This window comes from Tateyamaria rhodophyticola, assembly GCF_047777875.1.
In the GTDB taxonomy this organism is placed as follows: domain Bacteria; phylum Pseudomonadota; class Alphaproteobacteria; order Rhodobacterales; family Rhodobacteraceae; genus Tateyamaria.
On the sequence record NZ_CP180519.1, the window covers coordinates 527,271 to 545,787 of the forward strand.

General features: G+C 64.1%; 21 protein-coding genes. 5 read left to right on the forward strand and 16 right to left on the reverse strand.

The genetic code is table 11. The features are described from left to right. Window positions 1-60 precede the first annotated feature (60 nt). The 3 genes from ACERHN_RS03945 to metZ form a co-directional block, all read right to left on the reverse strand. Window positions 61-279 (reverse strand): hypothetical protein, encoded by a 219-nt coding sequence (locus tag ACERHN_RS03945; protein ID WP_415921344.1) that lies wholly within the window; start codon window positions 277-279, stop codon window positions 61-63. 179 nt (window positions 280-458) lie between these two features. Continuing rightward, complete coding sequence (folE2, locus tag ACERHN_RS03950) at window positions 459-1,559, reverse strand: GTP cyclohydrolase FolE2 (RefSeq protein WP_415921345.1); 1,101 nt, start codon at window positions 1,557-1,559, stop codon at window positions 459-461. Window positions 1,560-1,721: 162 nt separating this feature from the next. Beyond that, on the reverse strand, window positions 1,722-2,909 hold the full coding sequence (gene metZ, locus ACERHN_RS03955; protein WP_415921346.1) for an O-succinylhomoserine sulfhydrylase: 1,188 nt from the start codon (window positions 2,907-2,909) through the stop codon (window positions 1,722-1,724). Window positions 2,910-3,200: 291 nt separating this feature from the next. On the opposite strand from metZ, the gene ACERHN_RS03960 reads away from it, so the two are divergent. Together ACERHN_RS03960 and ACERHN_RS03965 are read left to right on the forward strand one after the other, a co-directional pair. Continuing rightward, entirely contained in the window at window positions 3,201-4,139 is a 939-nt protein-coding gene (locus tag ACERHN_RS03960; RefSeq protein ID WP_415921347.1) for an alpha/beta hydrolase, read from the forward strand. 25 nt (window positions 4,140-4,164) lie between these two features. After that, complete coding sequence (locus ACERHN_RS03965) at window positions 4,165-4,857, forward strand: glutathione S-transferase N-terminal domain-containing protein (RefSeq protein ID WP_415921348.1); 693 nt, start codon at window positions 4,165-4,167, stop codon at window positions 4,855-4,857. Here ACERHN_RS03965 and ACERHN_RS03970 read toward each other — a convergent pair. From ACERHN_RS03970 to ftsY, 3 genes are all read right to left on the reverse strand, one after another. Then, window positions 4,854-5,462, reverse strand: coding sequence for an inner membrane-spanning protein YciB (locus ACERHN_RS03970; protein ID WP_415921349.1), 609 nt, complete (start codon window positions 5,460-5,462; stop codon window positions 4,854-4,856). The two genes, ACERHN_RS03965 and ACERHN_RS03970, sit on opposite strands and share 4 nt — an antisense overlap. A gap of 9 nt (window positions 5,463-5,471) precedes the next feature. Then, window positions 5,472-6,374 carry an EamA family transporter gene (locus ACERHN_RS03975; protein WP_415921350.1) on the reverse strand — a complete coding sequence of 301 codons (903 nt, stop codon included), beginning with the start codon at window positions 6,372-6,374 and terminating at the stop codon, window positions 5,472-5,474. A 328-nt stretch (window positions 6,375-6,702) separates the two neighbouring features. Further along, window positions 6,703-8,154, reverse strand: a complete 1,452-nt coding sequence (gene ftsY, locus ACERHN_RS03980; RefSeq protein ID WP_415921351.1) for a signal recognition particle-docking protein FtsY — start codon at window positions 8,152-8,154, stop codon at window positions 6,703-6,705. A 50-nt stretch (window positions 8,155-8,204) separates the two neighbouring features. Between ftsY and ACERHN_RS03985 the strand changes: the two genes are divergently transcribed. Continuing rightward, window positions 8,205-9,107, forward strand: a complete 903-nt coding sequence (locus ACERHN_RS03985) for a lytic transglycosylase domain-containing protein (RefSeq protein ID WP_415921352.1) — start codon at window positions 8,205-8,207, stop codon at window positions 9,105-9,107. Here the strand turns inward: ACERHN_RS03985 and glp are convergent. From glp to ACERHN_RS04010, 5 genes are read right to left on the reverse strand one after another with little or no spacing between them, the layout of a single operon-like run. Then, window positions 9,104-10,339 (reverse strand): gephyrin-like molybdotransferase Glp, encoded by a 1,236-nt coding sequence (gene glp, locus ACERHN_RS03990; protein WP_415921353.1) that lies wholly within the window; start codon window positions 10,337-10,339, stop codon window positions 9,104-9,106. The genes ACERHN_RS03985 and glp overlap by 4 nt on opposite strands. Beyond that, window positions 10,329-11,177 carry a molybdopterin guanine dinucleotide synthesis gene (locus tag ACERHN_RS03995; protein WP_415921354.1) on the reverse strand — a complete coding sequence of 283 codons (849 nt, stop codon included), beginning with the start codon at window positions 11,175-11,177 and terminating at the stop codon, window positions 10,329-10,331. The genes glp and ACERHN_RS03995 overlap by 11 nt, the downstream gene beginning before the upstream one ends. Beyond that, a complete protein-coding gene (mobB, locus tag ACERHN_RS04000; RefSeq protein ID WP_415921355.1) occupies window positions 11,174-11,665 on the reverse strand; it encodes a molybdopterin-guanine dinucleotide biosynthesis protein B in 492 nt (163 codons plus the stop codon). The genes ACERHN_RS03995 and mobB overlap by 4 nt, the downstream gene beginning before the upstream one ends. Next, window positions 11,662-12,264 carry a molybdenum cofactor guanylyltransferase MobA gene (gene mobA, locus ACERHN_RS04005; RefSeq protein WP_415921356.1) on the reverse strand — a complete coding sequence of 201 codons (603 nt, stop codon included), beginning with the start codon at window positions 12,262-12,264 and terminating at the stop codon, window positions 11,662-11,664. Before mobA ends, mobB begins: the two co-directional genes overlap by 4 nt. A 27-nt stretch (window positions 12,265-12,291) precedes the next feature. Further along, window positions 12,292-13,152 (reverse strand): formate dehydrogenase accessory sulfurtransferase FdhD, encoded by an 861-nt coding sequence (locus ACERHN_RS04010; protein WP_415921357.1) that lies wholly within the window; start codon window positions 13,150-13,152, stop codon window positions 12,292-12,294. Between the two features lie 51 nt (window positions 13,153-13,203). Between ACERHN_RS04010 and ACERHN_RS04015 the strand changes: the two genes are divergently transcribed. Both ACERHN_RS04015 and ACERHN_RS04020 read left to right on the forward strand, forming a co-directional pair. Then, a complete protein-coding gene (locus ACERHN_RS04015) occupies window positions 13,204-13,914 on the forward strand; it encodes an AzlC family ABC transporter permease (RefSeq protein WP_415921358.1) in 711 nt (236 codons plus the stop codon). After that, window positions 13,911-14,234: an AzlD domain-containing protein gene (locus ACERHN_RS04020; protein ID WP_415921359.1), complete on the forward strand. Its 324-nt coding sequence runs from the start codon at window positions 13,911-13,913 to the stop codon at window positions 14,232-14,234. Before ACERHN_RS04015 ends, ACERHN_RS04020 begins: the two co-directional genes overlap by 4 nt. A gap of 102 nt (window positions 14,235-14,336) precedes the next feature. On the opposite strand, the gene ACERHN_RS04025 is transcribed toward ACERHN_RS04020, so the two are convergent. The 5 genes from ACERHN_RS04025 to ACERHN_RS04045 all read right to left on the reverse strand — a co-directional run bounded on the left by ACERHN_RS04025 (window position 14,337) and on the right by ACERHN_RS04045 (window position 18,410). After that, window positions 14,337-14,948: a hypothetical protein gene (locus ACERHN_RS04025; protein WP_415921360.1), complete on the reverse strand. Its 612-nt coding sequence runs from the start codon at window positions 14,946-14,948 to the stop codon at window positions 14,337-14,339. A 30-nt stretch (window positions 14,949-14,978) separates the two neighbouring features. Then, window positions 14,979-15,113: an aa3-type cytochrome c oxidase subunit IV gene (locus tag ACERHN_RS04030; RefSeq protein ID WP_415921361.1), complete on the reverse strand. Its 135-nt coding sequence runs from the start codon at window positions 15,111-15,113 to the stop codon at window positions 14,979-14,981. 82 nt (window positions 15,114-15,195) lie between these two features. Next, on the reverse strand, window positions 15,196-15,654 hold the full coding sequence (locus ACERHN_RS04035; RefSeq protein WP_415921362.1) for a DUF6173 family protein: 459 nt from the start codon (window positions 15,652-15,654) through the stop codon (window positions 15,196-15,198). A 3-nt stretch (window positions 15,655-15,657) separates the two neighbouring features. Continuing rightward, on the reverse strand, window positions 15,658-16,704 hold the full coding sequence (locus tag ACERHN_RS04040; protein WP_415921363.1) for an MBL fold metallo-hydrolase: 1,047 nt from the start codon (window positions 16,702-16,704) through the stop codon (window positions 15,658-15,660). Further along, on the reverse strand, window positions 16,704-18,410 hold the full coding sequence (locus tag ACERHN_RS04045; protein ID WP_415921364.1) for an acyl-CoA dehydrogenase: 1,707 nt from the start codon (window positions 18,408-18,410) through the stop codon (window positions 16,704-16,706). The genes ACERHN_RS04040 and ACERHN_RS04045 overlap by 1 nt, the downstream gene beginning before the upstream one ends. Window positions 18,411-18,517: the final 107 nt, after the last annotated feature.

The window sequence follows — 18,517 nt, forward strand, 5'->3', positions numbered from 1 at the left end:
GAGGCAGTGCGGAGCCATGTCAAGCAAGCCCCGGCGAAAGGTGCCGGGACATGCGTGGTTTCAGCAGTACATCAGGTCGCGAAACACATAAGATGCGATGTCCTGACGGCGCAGGCCCATTTCGGCCAATTCCGCGTCCGTTTTCGCGTTCAGCGCATCGATGCGGCGCATCCGTACTTCGGCAGCGGCGGACATTGTCATCGCTTCGCCGACCATGGAAAAGAAGTCTTTGATCGACGCCCAGACCGATGTGGTTTGTTGTGTAGCTGTGTAAGCCATTGGAACACCTCGCATAAGTTTGCGGTTAAAAGCTGTTCCTCCCTTGTGCCCGCAACATGTGCCCTGAGGCGCGCGATGACAACAGACGATGCTGCATAGCAGCATTGCGCACGGCAAATGGCCGGTAAAAAAAGGCGCGGGAGGGTGTCCCGCGCCTTTTCAGTAGAGTTTTGCCTGGTTTAGCCGACGTGAAACAGGGTCGCGAACATGCGCGGGTCGATGCTGTCATTGGCGAAGGTCTCGCCTTCGGTCAGCACGGAAACGGCATCATGGCTGTGCAAGCTTTCCTGATGGCTTGCGACCACACGGAAATCACCGATGCGCACATCCGCCAGCAGCTGTTCGCAGAAGAGGCGCGCGGCATCCTCGACAAAGATCGGGTTGGCGGCGTTCAGCTCGGCAAAGGCCTGTTCGTCCTCACGCTTGACCATGACTTGCGTCTCGGTTGGCACGGCACGGCGGCAGGCGTCGATCAGGTCTTCGAACCAGACGGTGTCTGTATCCTCGTCCACAACCACGGAAATCCGCGCCACGGAGCGTTGCGAATGCGGCGTCGCCAGTTGCCCACGGGTGGCGCGGGCGTGCTCGCTCAGCTCCAGCGAGCAGGGGCACGTGGAGGAATAGACGTAATCAAGGTGCACAATCCGTTTGCGCACGCCCGCCTGTTCCACCAGTTCCAGCGCGATATCGTAATACTGATAACCGGAGAGGCCAGAACGCAGGCTTTCCACCTTCATTGGGAAGGAAAAGCGCATCTGGATACGAGCGTCAAAGGATTCGAGGTCGGCCTTGTAATCATCCAGCGCCGCTTCGATCACGCCAAAGGAAAATTCCGCTTCGGCATGTTTGTAGAAGGACCGCATGATGCGGGACATGTTGATGCCCTTCTTGTCAGCCTCAAGGCTGACGGTGCCGGTCACGGACGTCTCGAGCGTCAGCGGGCCATTGTCCCGCGTCGCAACCTGCAAGGGCAGGCGGAAGTTCGAGATGCCGACGTGCTGGATTTGCTGGTTTGCCCCTTTGATCAGGCTCGATGGGCCGTTTTGCAGGTCGGGCAGCGTGTTCTTGTAGGCCGCATCGACCGCGAAATCCTCAGGGTATTCGCGGTTGAACGACGGATAATCCGCAGCCTTGCCCGGAACGAGCCGCGCAACGGACGGATCCAGTTCGATGATTTCGGTTGTCGAGGCCTGTTTGGCCCATCGGCGCAGCAGCTCAAGCGCCGCCTCTGCCTCATTTCGTTCGGGTATTGCCGTCAATGTGGGCGTATGAATGTTCATAAAGTAGCCCCCCTTTCTTTTTGCGTGTGGTCCAAAGATATGTCCCGGCCCACACATTTCCAATCACACATACAATTACGTGTGATGGTGAAACATGGATGATAAAAACCTCCAGATTTTTGCACGCGACATGCTGCACATGCAGCGTGCATTATATTGCTTTTATTGAACTTTTTCCAGAGCCTGCATCACATCGGTGATCAGATCCCCTGCATCCTCCAGCCCTACGGACATGCGCACGAGGCCCGGCGTGATGCCAAGCGCATCCTTCTGATCCTGTGGCAAACGCTGGTGCGTGGTGGTGGCCGGATGGGTCAGGATCGACTTGGCATCGCCCAAATTGTTGGAGATGACGGGAATGGTCAGCGCGTTCAGAAAGGTGAACGCGGCCCCCTGCCCGCCTGCCAGATCCAGCGACAGGACGGTGCCGCCCGCGCCGCCCATTTGGGTGCCCACAAGCGCGTGTTGCGCATGGCTCGGGTGGCCGGGATAGAGCACGCGGGCCAGTGCCGCGTGCCCTTGCAGGGCGTCCGCCAATGCCAGCGCGGACGCCGTCTGTGCCCGCACGCGCAAATCCAGCGTCTCAAGCCCCTTGAGCAGAACCCAGGCCGTGAACGGCGACATCGAACCGCCCGTGTGTTTCATGTAGGGTTCGACGGTTTTGCGAATGAACTCCGTCGTCCCGAGGATGATGCCGCCCAGCGTCCGCCCCTGTCCGTCGATATGTTTGGTCGCGGAATAGATGACGACGTCTGCCCCTTGGGCAAGGGCATTGGAATAGACCGGCGTGGAAAAGACGTTGTCGACCAGAACCGTAGCCCCGGCGGCGTGAGCCAGTTCGGAAACAGCGGCGATATCCACGACTTCAAGCGTGGGGTTCGAGATCGATTCGAAGAACACCGCCCGCGTGCCCGGCGTAATCGCGGCCCGCCATTGGTCCAGATCGGTGCCATCGACAAACTCGACCTCGACCCCGTAGCGCGTCAGGATATCCTCGAGCACATAGAGGCAGGACCCGAACAGCGCGCGCGCCGACACCACACGGTCGCCCGCCTTGAGCATCGACATCAGTGCACCCGACACCGCCGCCATGCCGGACGCGGTGGCAAAGCCATCCTCCGCCCCTTCGAGACCGGCAATCCGGTCCTCGAACATGGCCACCGTTGGGTTGCCGTAGCGGGCATAGATGAACTCGTCCTCGCCCGCCTGTTCAAAGCGCTGTGCCGCTGCTTCGGCACTGTCATAAACAAACCCTTGGGTGAGAAAGATCGCCTCGCTCACCTCGCCATATTGGCTGCGGCGCACACCACCGTGCACGGCACGGGTGCGGGGATGCCAGTTGTCGCTCATCATCGTCTCCATCGCGGGCCTGAAGGCGGGGTCAGGCCACAAAAAACCCCCAGACGCGGTCAAGCGAAAGGGGGGCTTTCATCCTGACCTTTTAGCGGTGTTTTCCTGGCTCACCTGCGCTTGGCAGGTGCCGGGGGTGGCCCGCAATCCGGTTACAAATCGCCACTGGGGATGGGGTACGCCGACAGGTGTTGCGCGTCAACACCGTCACGGTGCTGTAACTCAAATTTCATCCCCGCGTCATATGGCTGGGTCATAGCATCGCCACAAGATGTGGTAGGAGGTGCAGAGATGCCCATCCTAAGACTGAATGCAGGTCCCGGCGGGCTAACCCTGAACGGCTCTCCGGCCCCGGCTGTGCCCGCGCTGCGACGGGCGGCCCTTGGGACCGGGCCGGTCATGATCCTGATCCACGGGTTCAAATACGACCCGAACCACGCGGCATGTTCCCCCCACACGACGATCTTCGGCCAAGGCGCGCGGTGCGCGCGCCCCACGCATGTCTCATGGCTGCAGCCTTTGGGATTTGGCACGGGCGCGCAGGACGAAGGATTGGCCATCGCCTTTGGCTGGCGGGCCCGTGGCGGGTTGTGGCAGGCGCAGCGGTCTGCGCAAGCGGCGGGCGGGCATCTGGCGGATGTGATCACCCTGTTGCGTGCGGCGCACCCCGCGCGCCCGGTGCATGTGATCACCCATTCCATGGGCAGCGAAGTGATGTTTGAGGCGTTGCCTGCCTTGCGCGCGGGCGACGTGGGACGGATCATCGCGCTGAGCGGGGCGAGCTATGCCAGCCGGGCCATGACGGCCATGCACAGCCCGGCGGGCCGCGCGGCAGAGCTGTTCAATGTGACCAGCCGCGAAAATGACCTGTTCGATTTCATGTTCGAGCGGCTGATTGTGCCGCCCGTGCCCGGGGACTGGGCCATGGGCGTCGGGCTTGATCTGCCCAACGCTGTGACCCTGCAACTGGATTGTGCGCGCAGCCTTGAGGTGTTGCCGCGCTTTGGCGGGCATGTCGGTGCGCCTGCCCGGCGTGTGTGCCACTGGTCCAGCTATACACGTCCCGGCGCACTGCCGTTTTACGCGCGCGCATTGCGTATGCCGCGCGCGGTGCCCCTGTCCCCCCTGCGTGCGGCATTGCCGGACGTGGTGGCCCCGCGCTGGTCACGGATGTTTGCGCGCCCTGCCCTGCGGCTGGCCTTGCCCATGGGGCAGAAAGCGGCATCATAAGCGCCAAGCTGACCGGAGCGCTGACATGATTGACCTATATTTCTGGCCCACCCCAAACGGGTGGAAAGCCTCGATAGCGCTGGAAGAGTTTGGCCTCGCCTACGCGACACATCTGGTCGATATCTCGGCCGGGGATCAGCACAAGCCTGCGTTTCTGGCGATCTCGCCCAACAACCGGATGCCTGCGATCGTGGATCATGATGGGCCGGACGGTGCACCAATCTCGATTTTCGAGAGTGGGGCGATCCTCCAATATCTCGCACGCAAGACGGGGCAGTTCGGCGGCGGATCCGAGCGGGAGCGGGTGGCGGTGGACCAATGGCTGATGTGGCAGATGGGCGGCGTCGGGCCGATGGCGGGGCAGACGCATCATTTCCTGAAATACGCGCCGCAAATGGGGCACGACATCCCCTATGCCAAGGACCGGTATCGCAGCGAAACCGCGCGCCTTTACGGTGTGCTCGACCGGCAGTTGGCGGCGCATGAATACGTCGCAGGCGACTATTCGATTGCGGATATGGCCATCTGGCCCTGGGCCTCGCTCTGGGAAGGTCAGGAACAGACACTGGATGACAAGCCGCATCTGGCGCGGTGGCTGGACGCGGTGGGCGCGCGTCCCGGCGTGCAACGGGGCCGCGCGCTTTATGCCGAGAAACGCAAAACCCAGCACGATGCCAAAGGGCAGGCGGCACTTTTTGGCAAGAAGAACGGCGGCTAGCCCTCTTTTTCGTCTTCGATCAGGTATCCCTGCAGCGCAGTGATCTGCCAGAACAGGAACGCAACCAGGGCCGCGGGAAAGGCGAAGGTTTCGATCTTGACCCATGTGTCGGTGGACATGGTGCGCCAGATCACCTCATTCGCGACGGCAAGACCTGCGAACATCGCGCAGAGCCGCCGGGTCAGGATCATCCACCCCTGGTGGCGCATGGGCATCGCATCGTTGAGCACGTAGGCCAGCCAGCTTTGCCCGCGCAGGAGGCCGATGCCAAGCAGCAGGGCAAAGACGCCGTAGACAATGCTGGTCTTCATCTTGAAGAAGCGTTCGTCGTTGAACCACGCCGTCAGCCCGCCAAAGAAGATCACCATGACCGCCGTAAAGATCTGCATCCGGCTGAGTTTGCCGGTCAGCGCCCACAGGATGCCCATCGCCACCAGCAGAATCGGCACAAAGATCAGCGTGGCCACGATGAACCCGGAATAGTCTGTGCCGCCAAAGGTGAACACATCGTCGCGGATGCGCAGGTAGATCAGGAAGAAGACCAGCGGCGGGCCCAGTTCGAGCACCTGTTTCAGGATGGGATTGATCTCGCGTGCGTCGCTCATGCCTGCCTCTTATCCGCCCATCTCGACGATGACCGCGCCCAGTGCGATCAGCGTCATCAGGGCAATTCTGCGTGGTCCTACCGTTTCTTTGAGCACCAGCCAACCGATAATGGCGGCAAAGACGGTGGAGGTTTCGCGCAGCACCGCGGCCTCGCCGACCTTGTCCAGACGGGTGGCCATCATGATCGAGCCGAAGCTGAAGATCGCGACCAGCCCGCCGAAGACGCCCCGCAGCGCAAGTGGGCCAAGGTCGGGCGGGTGGGTCATGCGTCGGTAGCGGGCCAGCGCGACCCAGGGCATGAAGAGCCCATCGATAAAGAAGAACCAGGCAAGGAAGGTGAACGGGTTGGCGGTGGCCCGGATGCCGTAGGCGTCATAGGTCGTGTAGAGCGCCACGAAGAGCCCGGTGATCACGGCGAGGCCGAGGGCTGCGGGCAACGTGTCACGCTCGGCTTCCAGATAGGCGAGATTGTAGGCCCCAAGGCCGAAAATCCCGGCCAGCAGGACCCCGACGCCCAGCCATTGGGTCAGCGTGAACGTTTCGGCAAAGAGGATATAGGCGCCGATGACCGTAAAGAGCGGCCCTGTGCCGCGCACCACCGGGTAGACCACCGTGTAGGCGCCCTTGGTATAGGCCCAGGCCTGGAGGCTCTTGTAGATCACGTGGATCACAAACACGCCCGCAAAGATCGGCCACATATGCGGCTCGGGCCACGGCACGACGAAGAGGGCGAAAGGTGCTGCCATCAGCCCATAGGACGCGTCAACGGCCCCGCGGGTCATCCACGGATCATGCCGGCCCTTTTGCAGCGCGCCGAACACAGCGTGCAGGAACGCGGCCAACAGGGCCAGCGCGAGGGCAACATTGTGCCCTGTATCCGTGGCTTCGATACTGGCCAGCCATTGGGTCATGATCTTGCGATCAGCGCCTGCGGTGGGCGGGGGCGGGGGCGGGGGCTGCGCCCCCGCGCTTGGGCGGGTTGGGTGCGGGCGTTACGCAGGCGCGCCGCGCACGCGCGACCGCGGTGAAGTTTCGGGGCATGGACGCTCCGCGCGCCAGATGGGCCGGGGCGTTTTTTTGCTGTTTGACGGCCCTGCCCTTGGGCCTGATGGGTGCTATGTTTGGGGGTCAGGGGGTTTTGCGCTGCGTCCGGACGGGCTGGATTCTTTGTTACGTGGGGGCTCTGCCCCCCGGCCTGCGGCCGTCCCCCGTGGTATTTTCGGCCAGAAGAAGGAGGCGTCATTCGGCATCGAGCCCGGTGAGGGCTGCGGCGAATTCTTCGGGGTCGAACGGAGACAAATCGTCGATCTGTTCGCCAACGCCAATGGCGTGAATCGGCAGGCCGAACTTGTCAGCGAGGGCCACCAGCACACCGCCCTTGGCGGTGCCATCCAGTTTGGTCATCACGAGGCCCGAGACGTCCGAGACCTGCTGGAACACCTTGACCTGTTCCACCGCGTTCTGGCCCGTCGTGGCATCCAGCACGAGGAGTGTGTTGTGCGGCGCGCTTTCATCCTTCTTGCGGATCACGCGGACGATCTTGGCCAGTTCTTCCATCAGGTCGCCGCGGTTTTGCAGCCGTCCTGCGGTGTCGATCATCAACAGGTCCGCGCCGTCGTTCTGCGCCTGGGTCAGCGCGTCATAGGCGAGGCTGGCCGGGTCGGAGCCCTCGGGCGCGGTAAGCACGGGCACGCCTGCCCGCTCGCCCCAGACCTGCAACTGTTCCACGGCGGCCGCCCGGAACGTGTCACCGGCGGCGATCACAACCGATTTGCCCGCGGCGCGAAACTGGCTGGCGAGTTTGCCGATTGTCGTCGTCTTGCCCGAGCCGTTCACGCCCACGACCAGAACCACCTGCGGTTTCTGGGGATAGAGCGGGAGGGGTTTGGCGACGGGGTCCATGATGCGGGCGATTTCCTGCGCCATCAGTTCCTTGATTTCCTGAACGGAGAGTTTTTTGCCCATCCGGCCTTCGGCCATATTGGCGGTCACGCGCAGGGCCGTATCGACCCCCATATCGGCGGCGATCAGCAGCTCTTCGAGCTGTTCCAGCATATCGTCGTCTAGGGTGCGGCGTACGACCGGTGCAGTATCCTTTCGGCCCAGCAGGCGGCCCAAAAGACCGGGCGTGCTGGCCGCCTCGGGCGTGGCATCAGCGTCCGTGTCATCAGTCGCAAAGTCGATGGTCGCGGGTCCGTCCACGCGGGTCCGGAGCGGGTCCGCCCGGGTTTGCGGACCGTCCGGCCCTGGCATCTCCGGTGGTGTGGGCGGGGTGAGCGGTTCGGGTGCTGGCACCTCGCGGGGCACGTCCATGGGTGCGGGCTCCGGTGCGAGGGGCGGCATTTCGACCGGCGCGGGCGCGGGTTCCTCCGCAGGTGCGGGTTCCGGGTCGGCTGGCGGCGCAGGTGTCGGGTCTGGCTCGACGGGTGGCGCGGGAACCGGGTCCGGGTCCGGCACCGGTGCTGGTGTCGGGTCTGGTTCAATGGGCGCCGCCGGGGTCGGTTCCGGGTCTGGCTCTGGTGCTGGTGCGGGCGCGGGAACTGGATCAGGCTGCGGCTCTGGCACCGGGGGCGCTGTGTCCGGCGTTGCCGCCTCCTCGACGCCACCATCTTCGACAATCGCCTCAAGGCCCTCATCGATTTTCGACGAGGATTTGAACAACCGGTTCTTGAGTTTCTTGAAAAATGCCATGATGCCCCGATACTTGGTCCTGCGAACTGACCTAATACGGGTGCCGCGCCATGAAAAGGTATGAGTTTTGGGCGGCGCTGATGTTGGCCGCGCTGATGATGTGGTCAACACCTGCCGCTGCCCGCACGCCCGGCACCCTGTGCAGCACGGGTGCCATCGGGCCTGTGGCCTGTATCCGGCCGGATCACGCGGCCTTTGACATCTGCCAGCATATCGAAGGGGCAAGCCGCAGGCATCTTCTTGACGCAGGTTTTTTCGCGCGGCTCTTGTGGCAGGAAAGCCGCTTTGATCCCAACGCGTTAAGCCCTGCGGGTGCCCAGGGCATTGCACAGTTCATGCCGCAGACGGCGGCGTTGCGCGGGTTGCAGGACAGCAATAACCCGGCCGAGGCGATTGAGCGGTCGGCGCAGTATCTGGGCGTTTTGCAGCGCCGTTATGGCAATGCCGGGTTGGCGGCGGTGGCCTATAACGGGGGCGAGCGGCGTGCGGACGGGTTCCTGAACGGGGGCGGTCTGGCGCGCGAGACGATTGATTATGTGCGCATCATAACGGGGCTGAGTGCGCAGGCGTGGCGGGATGCGCCGCCTCGGACCCATGACTTTGCCCTGGACAGTGACACGCCGTTTTTGCGGGCCTGCCTGGCCATGGCCAAGCAGCGCAAAGTCAGCCCGCTGAGTGCACCGCAGGGACGGTGGAGCACGTGGGGCGTACAGCTTGGGTTTGGTACGACACGAGCCGCAGCAGAGGCCAGCGTCACACGCAAGACCGCCCGGTGCCGGGCGCAGGTCAGCCGCGAGCAGGTGGAGTACGTCCCGGTGAAGTCACGGGTGCGCGGTCGCGCGCCTTATATCATGGGGCGTATCGGGCGACGGGATCGCGATGGGGCCGACACGCTGTGCCGCGCGCTGGCGCGCCAAGGGTGCCTGTGCCGCGTCTACCGCAACCCCGATTAACCGGCAAATCCGGCCCAGGGAATAAAGCGGACCGGATCGCCCGGTGCGACGTCCAGGGCACCGTCCGGCAACTCCACCAGACCTTCGGCCCAGCTGAGCCCGCTGATACGGCCCGATCCTTCGGACGCAAACGCCTCGACCCGCCCATCGCGGACCCGTGCGCGCAGGAATTCGCGGCGCCCGGGCTTCTTGCGCTTGGTGAAGGCGGCGGGCAGGTCAAAGCCGTGCGGCGCAAACCACCGCCCCCCCGCGAGCAGCGACAAGGCGGGCGCGGCAAAGACCAAGGTGCACACAAGCGCGGCCACAGGATTGCCCGGCAGACCAAAGACCGGCGCACCGTTCCAGACGCCGAGCGCCAGCGGACGGCCCGGTTTGATCGCGATGCGCCACAGCGCCATGGACTGCGTGTCCTGCAACAGGGCCGACACATGGTCCTCATCCCCGGCGGACGCACCGCCGCTGGTCAGGATGACATCCGCCACCTCCGACGCGGCATCGAGGGCCGCACGCAGCGCAGCGCGGTCGTCGGCAACGTGCCCCTGATGCACAACCCGGTGGCCAAGGGCCGTGATCTGCGCGCGCAGCATGGGGCCGTTGGCGTCATAAATCTGGCCCGGAGCGGCCACTTGACCGGCGGGCACCAATTCGTCCCCGGTGGACAGGATCGCCACGCGCAGCGGGGCGCGCACGGCAACCTCCGCCACTCCCGTAGCGGTGAGCAGGCCGAGATCAGCCGCCGTCAGGCGGCGCCCGGCCTCGGCCACGACCTGTCCTTCGGTGACATCCTCGCCCGCCTTGCGCGTATTGGCCCCCGCCTTGACCGGTCCGTCAAAGCGCAAGGTGCCGTCTGTCACGTCCGCCTCTTCCTGCAACAGGACGGTGTCCACACCGAGCGGCAGCGCGGCACCGGTCAGGATGCGGATCGCGTGCCCGTCGGGCACAATTACGTCCGGTGCAGCCCCGGCGGCGGCCACATCCGTCACCAGTGGCAAGGCGTGCGTGCCCTGCCCCCGGCCACCGGCAAACCCATACCCGTCCACCGCCGTGTTGGGCAGCGGCGGGTGCGCGCGCCGCGCCAGAACCGGCGCGGCTAGGCAGCGCCCAAACGCATCCGCGACATGCAGCGTCTCGACCTGCGTGACCGCAGACAGGCGGCTGCGCAAATCGGCGAGCGCATCGTCCACCGGCGTCCAGTTCACGCCCGGCGGCAGGGCAAAGCAATCATTGCGCATGATGCGCCCCCCGTGCGGTCAACGCCGCCTCATGACCCAACCCGAATATCCACCCCTCTTCCGGGGCGCTTACATCCAGCATCGTGGCCATGTCCTCCACAGGCAGGCCCGCCAAAATGCGCGCGACCTCGTGCACCTGCCACTGATCCTTGATCCATCCATCCGGCGCAGGGCCGACCATCAGGGACGGCCACACTTCGACCAGAGACACAGGCGGGGCGAGCGGTTCAAAGGGCCAGACCGCAACCGCGCCCCCGAACCGCTTGCGCAACCGGTTGAGCACGGGCAGCCCCATGATCGTCTGCGACCCTACCGCCCCTGCACCGGCCAGTTGCCACAGGGTGAACGCCCCGCGCGCCTGTGTCTCGGCCTTGCGCCGCTCCGGGAAACGGTTCGCGTACTCCTTTTTCGTACGCGGCAGACCATCCACATCGCGCGGGCCGGCATTGCCCCAGAACGGGCCGCGCCCGCCAAAGCGCGCGTTGATCTCACCGGCCAGTTCAAAGCGGTTGTTGCCCGTGGGGCTGTCCATGACCCGCGCCTCGAACCAGTCCCAGAGCGCAAAGGGATCGGCGCGCCCGGTCAGCGCTGTGGCGAAGCCTTCCGGGTAGCCAAAGGGAAAATCAAAGCCCGCAAGCACCCGCCGCCCTGCAGCCTGTTCCGCAGTCAGCGTTTCGGCCAACCATGACTCCGCCGCCTGCCGGTGACGCAGATAGACGGGCGGCGCCACCGCACCGTCCCGCGCGACACAGGCCCAGATGGCATCCGCCTTGGGCTTGACCGACCCTTGGTTACCGCCGGACCAATCCACGATGATCACCGTATCAAATGCGCTCACAGCCCCACCTCGGCGAGGATGAAATCGGCAATTGCGGTGGTGTCATCGAGGTCAAAGACGGGGACATGCAGGCTGAGACCCACATCGCTTGCCACCGCCCGCACGGTCGGATCATCCGGCGCGATCAGCGGGTTGGCCGTTTCGGCCCGGTGCGCTTCGACCTTGGGATGCGCATCGCGCTTGTACCCTTCGACCAGCACCAGATCGACCGGCAACAAACGCGCCAGCAACGTCTCAAGCTGCGGCTCATCCGCGCCGCGCAACTCCTGCATCAATGCTACCCGCTGGCGCGAGGCCAGCAGGACCTCGCTCGCACCCGCCACACGGTGGCGGTGGCTGTCCTTGCCGGGGTGATCGACGTCAAAGCTGTGATGCGCATGCTTGACCGTGGACACGGTGATGCCGCGCCCGGTGATCTCTGTGACCAGGCGTTCCATCAGGCCGGTCTTGCCTGCGTTCTTCCACCCGACAACACCAAAAACCTTCACAGCATCGCCTCCGCCTGCACCAGATCATCCGGTGTGTTCACATTGAAAAACGCCGCTTCGTCCGGAAATTCGGCCATGCGCGCGTCGTGCCGGTCCGTCCACATCACCACCTTGCGCACACCGTCCCGCAGTGCCGCGCGCAGATCGTCGCGCAACGCCACGGGCCAGAGGCCAAAGGTCGGATGCCGCGCCAGCCCGCGTCTGGGATCCGGCGTACCGGCCAGAGCCAGGGGATGTGCCATACCATCGGTCGCCAGTTGCAGTCGCGGCACCAGGTCACAGGGGAAAAACGGCGTGTCCGCGGCGGCGGTCACAATCGTGTCGACCCCCTGCCCCGCGGCCCAGTCGAGCCCGGCGAGAACACCCGCCAAGGGCCCTGCAAACCCGTCTATGGAATCGGCCAGGATCGGCAGGTCCAGATCGGCAAACCGTGCCGCATCGCCATTGGCGTTAAGAGCAAGCCCACTGACCTGCGGGCTGAGCCGGTCAATCACATGATCCATCAGGCTGCGCCCGCCAAGGCGCAAGCGTCCCTTGTCACCGCCCCCCATGCGGGTGGCCTGCCCCCCGGCCAATATCACGCCCAGCGGCGCGCTCATGACGCGCCCGCCCCGCCATTCAACCGGTCATGCACCATCGGCGGCCTCCGCCTTGGCGGTGTCACGCACCAGATTGGCATTCCCGCTCAGACAGGTGAACCGTTCACCCCGCATGCGCCCGATCAGGGTCAACCCGACGCTTTGCGCAATCTCCACGCCCCAGGCGGTGAAACCCGAACGCGACACCAGCACCGGGATGCCCATCAGCGCCGTCTTGATCACCATCTCTGACGTCAAACGGCCCGTGGTATAGAGGATCTTGTCCTCTGGCCCGGTGCCGGTCGCGGCCATCCACCCGGCCACCTTGTCGACGGCATTGTGGCGGCCCACATCCTCCATATAGACCAGCGGACGGTCCTCATGACACAGCACCGTGCCATGGATGGCCCCCGCCTCGAGGTAGAGAGACGGCGTGCGGTTGATCACATGCGCCAGCGTATAGAGCCACGAGACCCGCACCGGCACCTGTGGCATCTGCACACCCTCCAGCCCCTCCATCATATCGCCAAAGACAGTGCCGACGGCACAGCCGCTGGTGCGCGTCTTCTTCTTCAGCTTTTCTTCGTGGTTGGTGGGACGGTCCGTGCGCACCACCACGGTCTCCAGCTCTTCGTCGTAATCAATGCCTGTGACCGCCTCGTCATGAGCCAGCATCCCCTGATTGCGCAGGAACCCGAGTGCCAGGTAATCGGGATAGTCCCCGATGGTCATCGCAGTCACAATCTCCTGCCCATTGAGGAAAATGGTCAGGGGGCGTTCCTCGACCACCTGTGTGACGACGGGCGCGCCATGGGCGTCGTGCCCGTCCACAGCCCGGGTCAACCGTGCCAGCGCCGGATCCGGCGCAATGATGTAGCCTTCGGCTTTGCCTGCATGCGCCAATTGCATCCCCCCCAACGCACCGCTAAGTCAGTTCCAGACCGACAATAGAGCCCGTCCATGACAACGACCACCACGAAATCCGCCTATCTGGCGGGTCTGCGCGACGGCGCGCCATTTATCTTTGTGGCGGGGCCGTTCGCGGTGCTGTTCGGCGTGCTGGCCACCGAAGCCGGGCTGAACCTGTTCGAAGTCATGACCTTCTCGCTCGTGGTGATTGCGGGCGCGGCGCAGTTCACCGCGTTGCAGCTGATGCAGGACAACGCGCCCACGGTGATCGTGCTGATCTCGGCGCTGGCGGTGAACCTGCGGGTGGCGATGTATTCGGCGGCGCTGACACCGTATCTGGGTGCTGCACCGCTCTGGCAAAGGGCCTGCGTCGCGTATCTGCTGGTCGATCAGAGCTATGCCCTGAGCCATGCAAGGTTCGAGGCCGTTCCAGAGATGTCGGTGCCACAGCGGGTGGCCTACTATTTCGGGAGCTGCACGCTGGTGATGATCTTCTGGTTCGTGTGCAGCTATGCGGGTGCCGCACTCGGGACCGCGCTGCCTGCGGATCTGCCGCTGGATTTCGCATTGCCAATTGCGTTTCTGTCGATGGTCGCGCCGATGTTGCGCACGCTGCCTCATGTGGCGGCGGCCCTGACCGCGATTGTCCTGAGCCTGCTGGCGGTGAATGTGCCGCATTCGCTGGGCCTGCTGATCGGGGGCCTCGGCGGAATGGTGGTTGGCGCACAAACCGAACTCTGGCTCAGGGGGCGCGGCGCATGATCGAGGATGCAACCCTGTGGACCGTGATCATCGGCCTGGGCATTGGCAGTTTCCTGCTGCGCTTTGCGTTCCTCGGTTTCGTGGGCGACCGGCCGCTGCCGGAATGGATGCTGCGGCATCTGCGCTATACGGCGGTGGCGATCCTGCCCGCGCTCTGCGCTCCGCTCGTGGTGTTTTCCGGCGATGGCGGCACCACGGAACCCTCCCGCCTGACTGCAGCCATTGTGACACTGGGTATCGGTGCGCTCACCCGCAACGTGTTTGCGGCGATCGGCGCAGGGGCCGCGACGTTGCTCGTGATGGTTTACCTGCTGGGCTGATGAACAACACCGATCCGCATGTCTGCGACAACGTAATACGGGACGGCGGGCGGGGCGTCTTTGCGCAAAGCGCAAACAGCGTCCGTCCCGCCGTTCAAACACTCATGCAGGGATTTCGATGCCGTCCACGCCGTCGATGATCGTCCCTTCGTCATCCTCAAAGTAGCGATCTTCGACCACACCGGGACGGCGCGACATCTGTTCCATCAGGTTGGACGGGAAAAACGTCTGCTGCACGTCGCCGAACCCCGGCACCTGCCGCAGCAGACCGGTTGTCGCGTTCGTACAGAACGCACCCGCAACCGCCCCGTTCTGCTCCGCCAGCCGCAGCGCAATTTCCGCCTGTTCTGGCGTCACTTCAACGGTCTGGGTTACCACATGGAACGTCAGGCGCGCATGCGCGCTCATATAGCCCTGCAACACCGCGGGGCTCACTCCATACAGAACGTCTTCCTGCTCCGGCACGCGCTCGTTGGTGAAGGATCCAGCGGGATCAAAAATCACGCGCTGGCTGCCGTTGATCATCAATGCAGAATGCGCACCCCGGCCTGACCGGTTGCTGACCATCGTAAACACCGTCAGTGTGGCAGGCCCGGGCTCACGGTAAGCGGATCTTTTGACCCGTTCGTCCGATGCATAGGGAATCGCAGGCGGCTGGGCACAAGCCGCCAGAAACACGCACAATCCAAGCGCGCCAAGAGCACGTGCAAACATCACCCATTTCCCCCGAAACGTTATCCCTGATCAGGAGATGAACACCGCCATCCCGATCAAGACAACCAAAATCACAACCACTGTCCAGGTTGTGAAGGACATGAAGCCGTCAAACATCTTTTCATGTTCTTTGACGTCCATCTCGCCGTGCTTGTGTTCTGCCATGTCTGGCCCCCTTTTCGTGTTGGCTGGACCGCCGGATAGCGCATTGCGCGCGGGCTGTCACTGCGTCTTTGGCGCGCGGGTCTCAGGTCTCTTCGAGATCCTGCGCCAGCCGAAACCCGATCCGCGTCGGCTCGGATTTCTCCACCGATTTGGGCAACGCGCGCAGCATTACGTTCAGCTGGCTGACATGCTGCACCAGCTGCGTTTTCGACCCCGTCGGATCAGAGCCGTAAAACGTCACGATGTCCGGGTCGAAATAGCCCATGCCCTCGATCTTGAGCACCCCGGCATCGCCCCCGGTAAAGCCCATCGCAACCTCATGTTCGCCATCAAGTCCTTCTTCGAAGTTCTTGATATACATGATGATCCGCTCATAGGCCCATTGCGCCGGGCTCTTCTTGCTGGCGGGGGTTTTCTTGACCCCGGCCGGCACCGGCTGGTCTGCGGCATTGCGGGCCTTGGGGTCGGAATGGACCTCGTGCTGGCGCGGCATGGCCGCCGCCTCTGCGGCTTCGGCTGCTGTCTTGATCTCTTCACCCATCGCTCATTCCTTGCGCTGATACACCCAGGCCCCGTCGTCCCGCAGGCTGCGCGTTGCGCGCCCGTCCTGATAGAGATGCGACAGATGCGCGACCGCTTCAACCAGCGCAAGCCCGTATTCGCCGGAACCGATCTTGCGCTTGAACAGCGGCGCGAAACACTCTCCGGCAGCCTTCGGCGTGTCAAGATACGCCAAAAGCCGGTCCAGCGCGCCGTGATGATTGTCGATCAACTGCCGCATCCGCGTCGGCAACCCGGTAAAGGGCAGCTTGTGCCCGCCCAGCGCCAGATGATCCGCCCGCGCCAGCGCCTGCAACCGCTCGCACGCCTCCAGCCAGTCACCGATCGGATCGGCCATCGGCTCCGTCGCATAGACGCCGATATTTGGGCTGATCGACGGCAGGATCTGATCCCCCGCCAGCACCAGATTATCGTCGCGGCTCCAGAACGTGGCGTGTTCGGGCGCGTGACCGTTGCCGATATGCACATTCCAGGTGCGCCCGCCCATGGTGATCACATCGCCTTGTTTGATCCGGGTATATCCAAGCGGCATGGGGGCCACGATGTCCCCGAAATTGAACGGGCGTTCCTGCGCGCGCTCCGCCAGGATATCCGCATCCATGCCCGCACTGCGCCAGAACGCCAGCGTTTCCGCCACTGGCGTTTCCTGCACATCCAGCGTCAGCATACGCGCCATCAACCACGCCGTGCGGGTGGTCAGCAGCTCTGCGCCATGTTCGGTTTGAAACCAGCCTGCGAGGCCCACATGATCCGGGTGATGATGGGTCACCACGACCCGGCCCACCGGCTTGCCGCCCATGGGACCGGCCATCAACCCCTCCCACAGCCGCTTGGTCGTCTTTGACGCAAAACCGGTGTCGATCACCGTCCAGCTGTCGCCGTCATCGAGCGCATAGCAGTTCACGTGATCCAGCTTCATCGGCAGGGGCAACCGACACCACAGCACCCCCGGCGCCACTTCGATTGCCGCCCCGATCTCGGGAGGCTCCGCCCACGGGTATCTCAGTCCAGCGGGCGGGGTATCTTGCATCAGGCGGCGAACTCTTCCGGTGTCAGTGCATACACGTCGTAATCACCCGCCTGCGCCTGCGCAAGCAGGCTGGTGTGGTCGGGCAGCAGGCGCTGGATATAGAACTGCGCCACCTTGGCCCGCGGCCCCTGCGGATCCTGCACTGCCGAGGTCAGGTGCACATGCCCGCCCAGAACCCGCGCAAACGCCCGCAGATAGGGCACAGCACCGGCAAAGCGGACGCGGTGGTTCTGCGCGATCATCCACTCGGTTGTCTCGCGCAGCGATTCGCAGGCCTGCCAGACCGGTTCGGCCAGATCCGGCAGCACATCGCGCGCGGCCTCTGCCGCCGCCTCGATCTCGTCCATCAGCAGGTTCGCGGCCTCGCCGCCATCCATCATCTTGCGCGCCACGAGGTCCATCGCCTGAATGCCGTTGGTGCCCTCATAGATCGTGGTCACCCGCACGTCGCGCGCATATTGCGCGGCCCCGGTTTCCTCGACAAAGCCCATGCCGCCATGGACCTGAATGCCCATGCCCGCGACCTCATTGCCGATATCCGTCCCGAACGCCTTGGCGATGGGGGTCAGCAGGGCAGCGCGGGATTTCCATTTGTCGTCGCCCGTGGCGGTGGTCATGTCGATGGCCACCGCACACATCAGCGCAATGCCACGCGCGGCGTATGTGTCCGCGCGCATCGTCATCAGCATCCGGCGCACGTCCGCGTGGTCGATGATCGCGCCCGTCTCGCCCTCGGTCCGGCCCTGCTTGCGCTCCAGCGCATAGGCCAGCGCGTGTTGATACGCCCCTTCGGCAGCGCCCACGCCCTGCCCGCCGACGCCGAGCCGCGCGTTGTTCATCATAGTGAACATGGCCGCCATACCGCCGCCTTCGGGACCGACCAGCCAGCCCTTGGCGCTATCATATTGCATCACGCAGGTAGGCGAGCCGTGCAGGCCCATCTTGTGCTCGAGGCTGACCACCTTGAGGCTGTTGGCCACACCCGCATTGCCGTTTTCGTCCGGAATGTTGCGTGGCACGAGGAAAAGGGAAATCCCCTTGGTGCCCGCAGGCGCGCCCGGCAGGCGCGCCAGCACGAGGTGACAGACATTCTCGGTAAAATCGTTGTCGCCCCAAGAGATATAAATCTTCTGGCCCGAGATCGAATAGGTGCCGTCGCCATTGTCCTCGGCCTTGGAGGACAGCGCGCCCACGTCCGATCCCGCCTGTGGTTCGGTCAGGTTCATGGTGCCCGTCCACTCACCCGAGATGAGTTTCGGCAGATAGAGCGCCTTGATATCGTCGCTGGCGTGATGCTCCAGCGCCTCGATCTGGCCCTGGGTCATCAGCGGCGAAAGCTGCAGCGACAGGCAAGCGGCCGACATCATCTCATTCACGGCCGTCGTCACGGTCATGGGCAGGCCCATGCCGCCATATTCCGGATCCGCCGCCATCCCGACCCAGCCGCCTTCGGCAATCGCCTTATACCCTTCGCCATAGCCGGGCGAGGTGCGCACAACGCCGTTCTCAAGCCGGGCCGGATGCAGATCGCCGGGCCGTTGCAGCGGGGCCATCACCTCTTCGCAGAGCTTGCCGGCTTCGGTCAGGATGGCGGATGTCAGATCGTCCGTGGCTTCGGCGAAACGGTCCGTCGCGGTGACCTGTGCCAGGTCCACAACATGATCAAAGAGGAAGCGGTAGTCATCGACAGGGGCACGAAAGGGCATGTTTGCAATCTCCGGAGCGCAGGCTTGGCAAGCAAGGATGGGGCGCGTAAATGGGCGTCTTTGGAACCAAGATGCGAGCGCAGGCCCGCCATCGCAACTCGAACGCG

Coding starts and splice junctions, on each gene's coding strand:
- ACERHN_RS03945 (WP_415921344.1), bottom strand. CDS start 279: ATGGCTTACACAGCTACACAACAAACCACATCGGTCTGGGCGTCGATC.
- ACERHN_RS04010 (WP_415921357.1), bottom strand. CDS start 13,152: ATGCAATTGGCGCATGCAGGCAAAGCCGAAGGCTACATCATTGCGCCG.
- ACERHN_RS04045 (WP_415921364.1), bottom strand. CDS start 18,410: ATGCCCTTTCGTGCCCCTGTCGATGACTACCGCTTCCTCTTTGATCAT.
- folE2 (WP_415921345.1), bottom strand. CDS start 1,559: ATGAACATTCATACGCCCACATTGACGGCAATACCCGAACGAAATGAG.
- ACERHN_RS03965 (WP_415921348.1), top strand. CDS start 4,165: ATGATTGACCTATATTTCTGGCCCACCCCAAACGGGTGGAAAGCCTCG.
- ACERHN_RS04025 (WP_415921360.1), bottom strand. CDS start 14,948: ATGTTTGCACGTGCTCTTGGCGCGCTTGGATTGTGCGTGTTTCTGGCG.
- ACERHN_RS04040 (WP_415921363.1), bottom strand. CDS start 16,704: ATGCAAGATACCCCGCCCGCTGGACTGAGATACCCGTGGGCGGAGCCT.
- ACERHN_RS04030 (WP_415921361.1), bottom strand. CDS start 15,113: ATGGCAGAACACAAGCACGGCGAGATGGACGTCAAAGAACATGAAAAG.
- ACERHN_RS03960 (WP_415921347.1), top strand. CDS start 3,201: ATGCCCATCCTAAGACTGAATGCAGGTCCCGGCGGGCTAACCCTGAAC.
- ACERHN_RS04035 (WP_415921362.1), bottom strand. CDS start 15,654: ATGGGTGAAGAGATCAAGACAGCAGCCGAAGCCGCAGAGGCGGCGGCC.
- glp (WP_415921353.1), bottom strand. CDS start 10,339: ATGCGCAATGATTGCTTTGCCCTGCCGCCGGGCGTGAACTGGACGCCG.
- metZ (WP_415921346.1), bottom strand. CDS start 2,909: ATGAGCGACAACTGGCATCCCCGCACCCGTGCCGTGCACGGTGGTGTG.
- mobA (WP_415921356.1), bottom strand. CDS start 12,264: ATGAGCGCGCCGCTGGGCGTGATATTGGCCGGGGGGCAGGCCACCCGC.
- ACERHN_RS03975 (WP_415921350.1), bottom strand. CDS start 6,374: ATGACCCAATGGCTGGCCAGTATCGAAGCCACGGATACAGGGCACAAT.
- ACERHN_RS04020 (WP_415921359.1), top strand. CDS start 13,911: ATGATCGAGGATGCAACCCTGTGGACCGTGATCATCGGCCTGGGCATT.
- ACERHN_RS03985 (WP_415921352.1), top strand. CDS start 8,205: ATGAAAAGGTATGAGTTTTGGGCGGCGCTGATGTTGGCCGCGCTGATG.
- ACERHN_RS04015 (WP_415921358.1), top strand. CDS start 13,204: ATGACAACGACCACCACGAAATCCGCCTATCTGGCGGGTCTGCGCGAC.
- ftsY (WP_415921351.1), bottom strand. CDS start 8,154: ATGGCATTTTTCAAGAAACTCAAGAACCGGTTGTTCAAATCCTCGTCG.
- ACERHN_RS03970 (WP_415921349.1), bottom strand. CDS start 5,462: ATGAGCGACGCACGCGAGATCAATCCCATCCTGAAACAGGTGCTCGAA.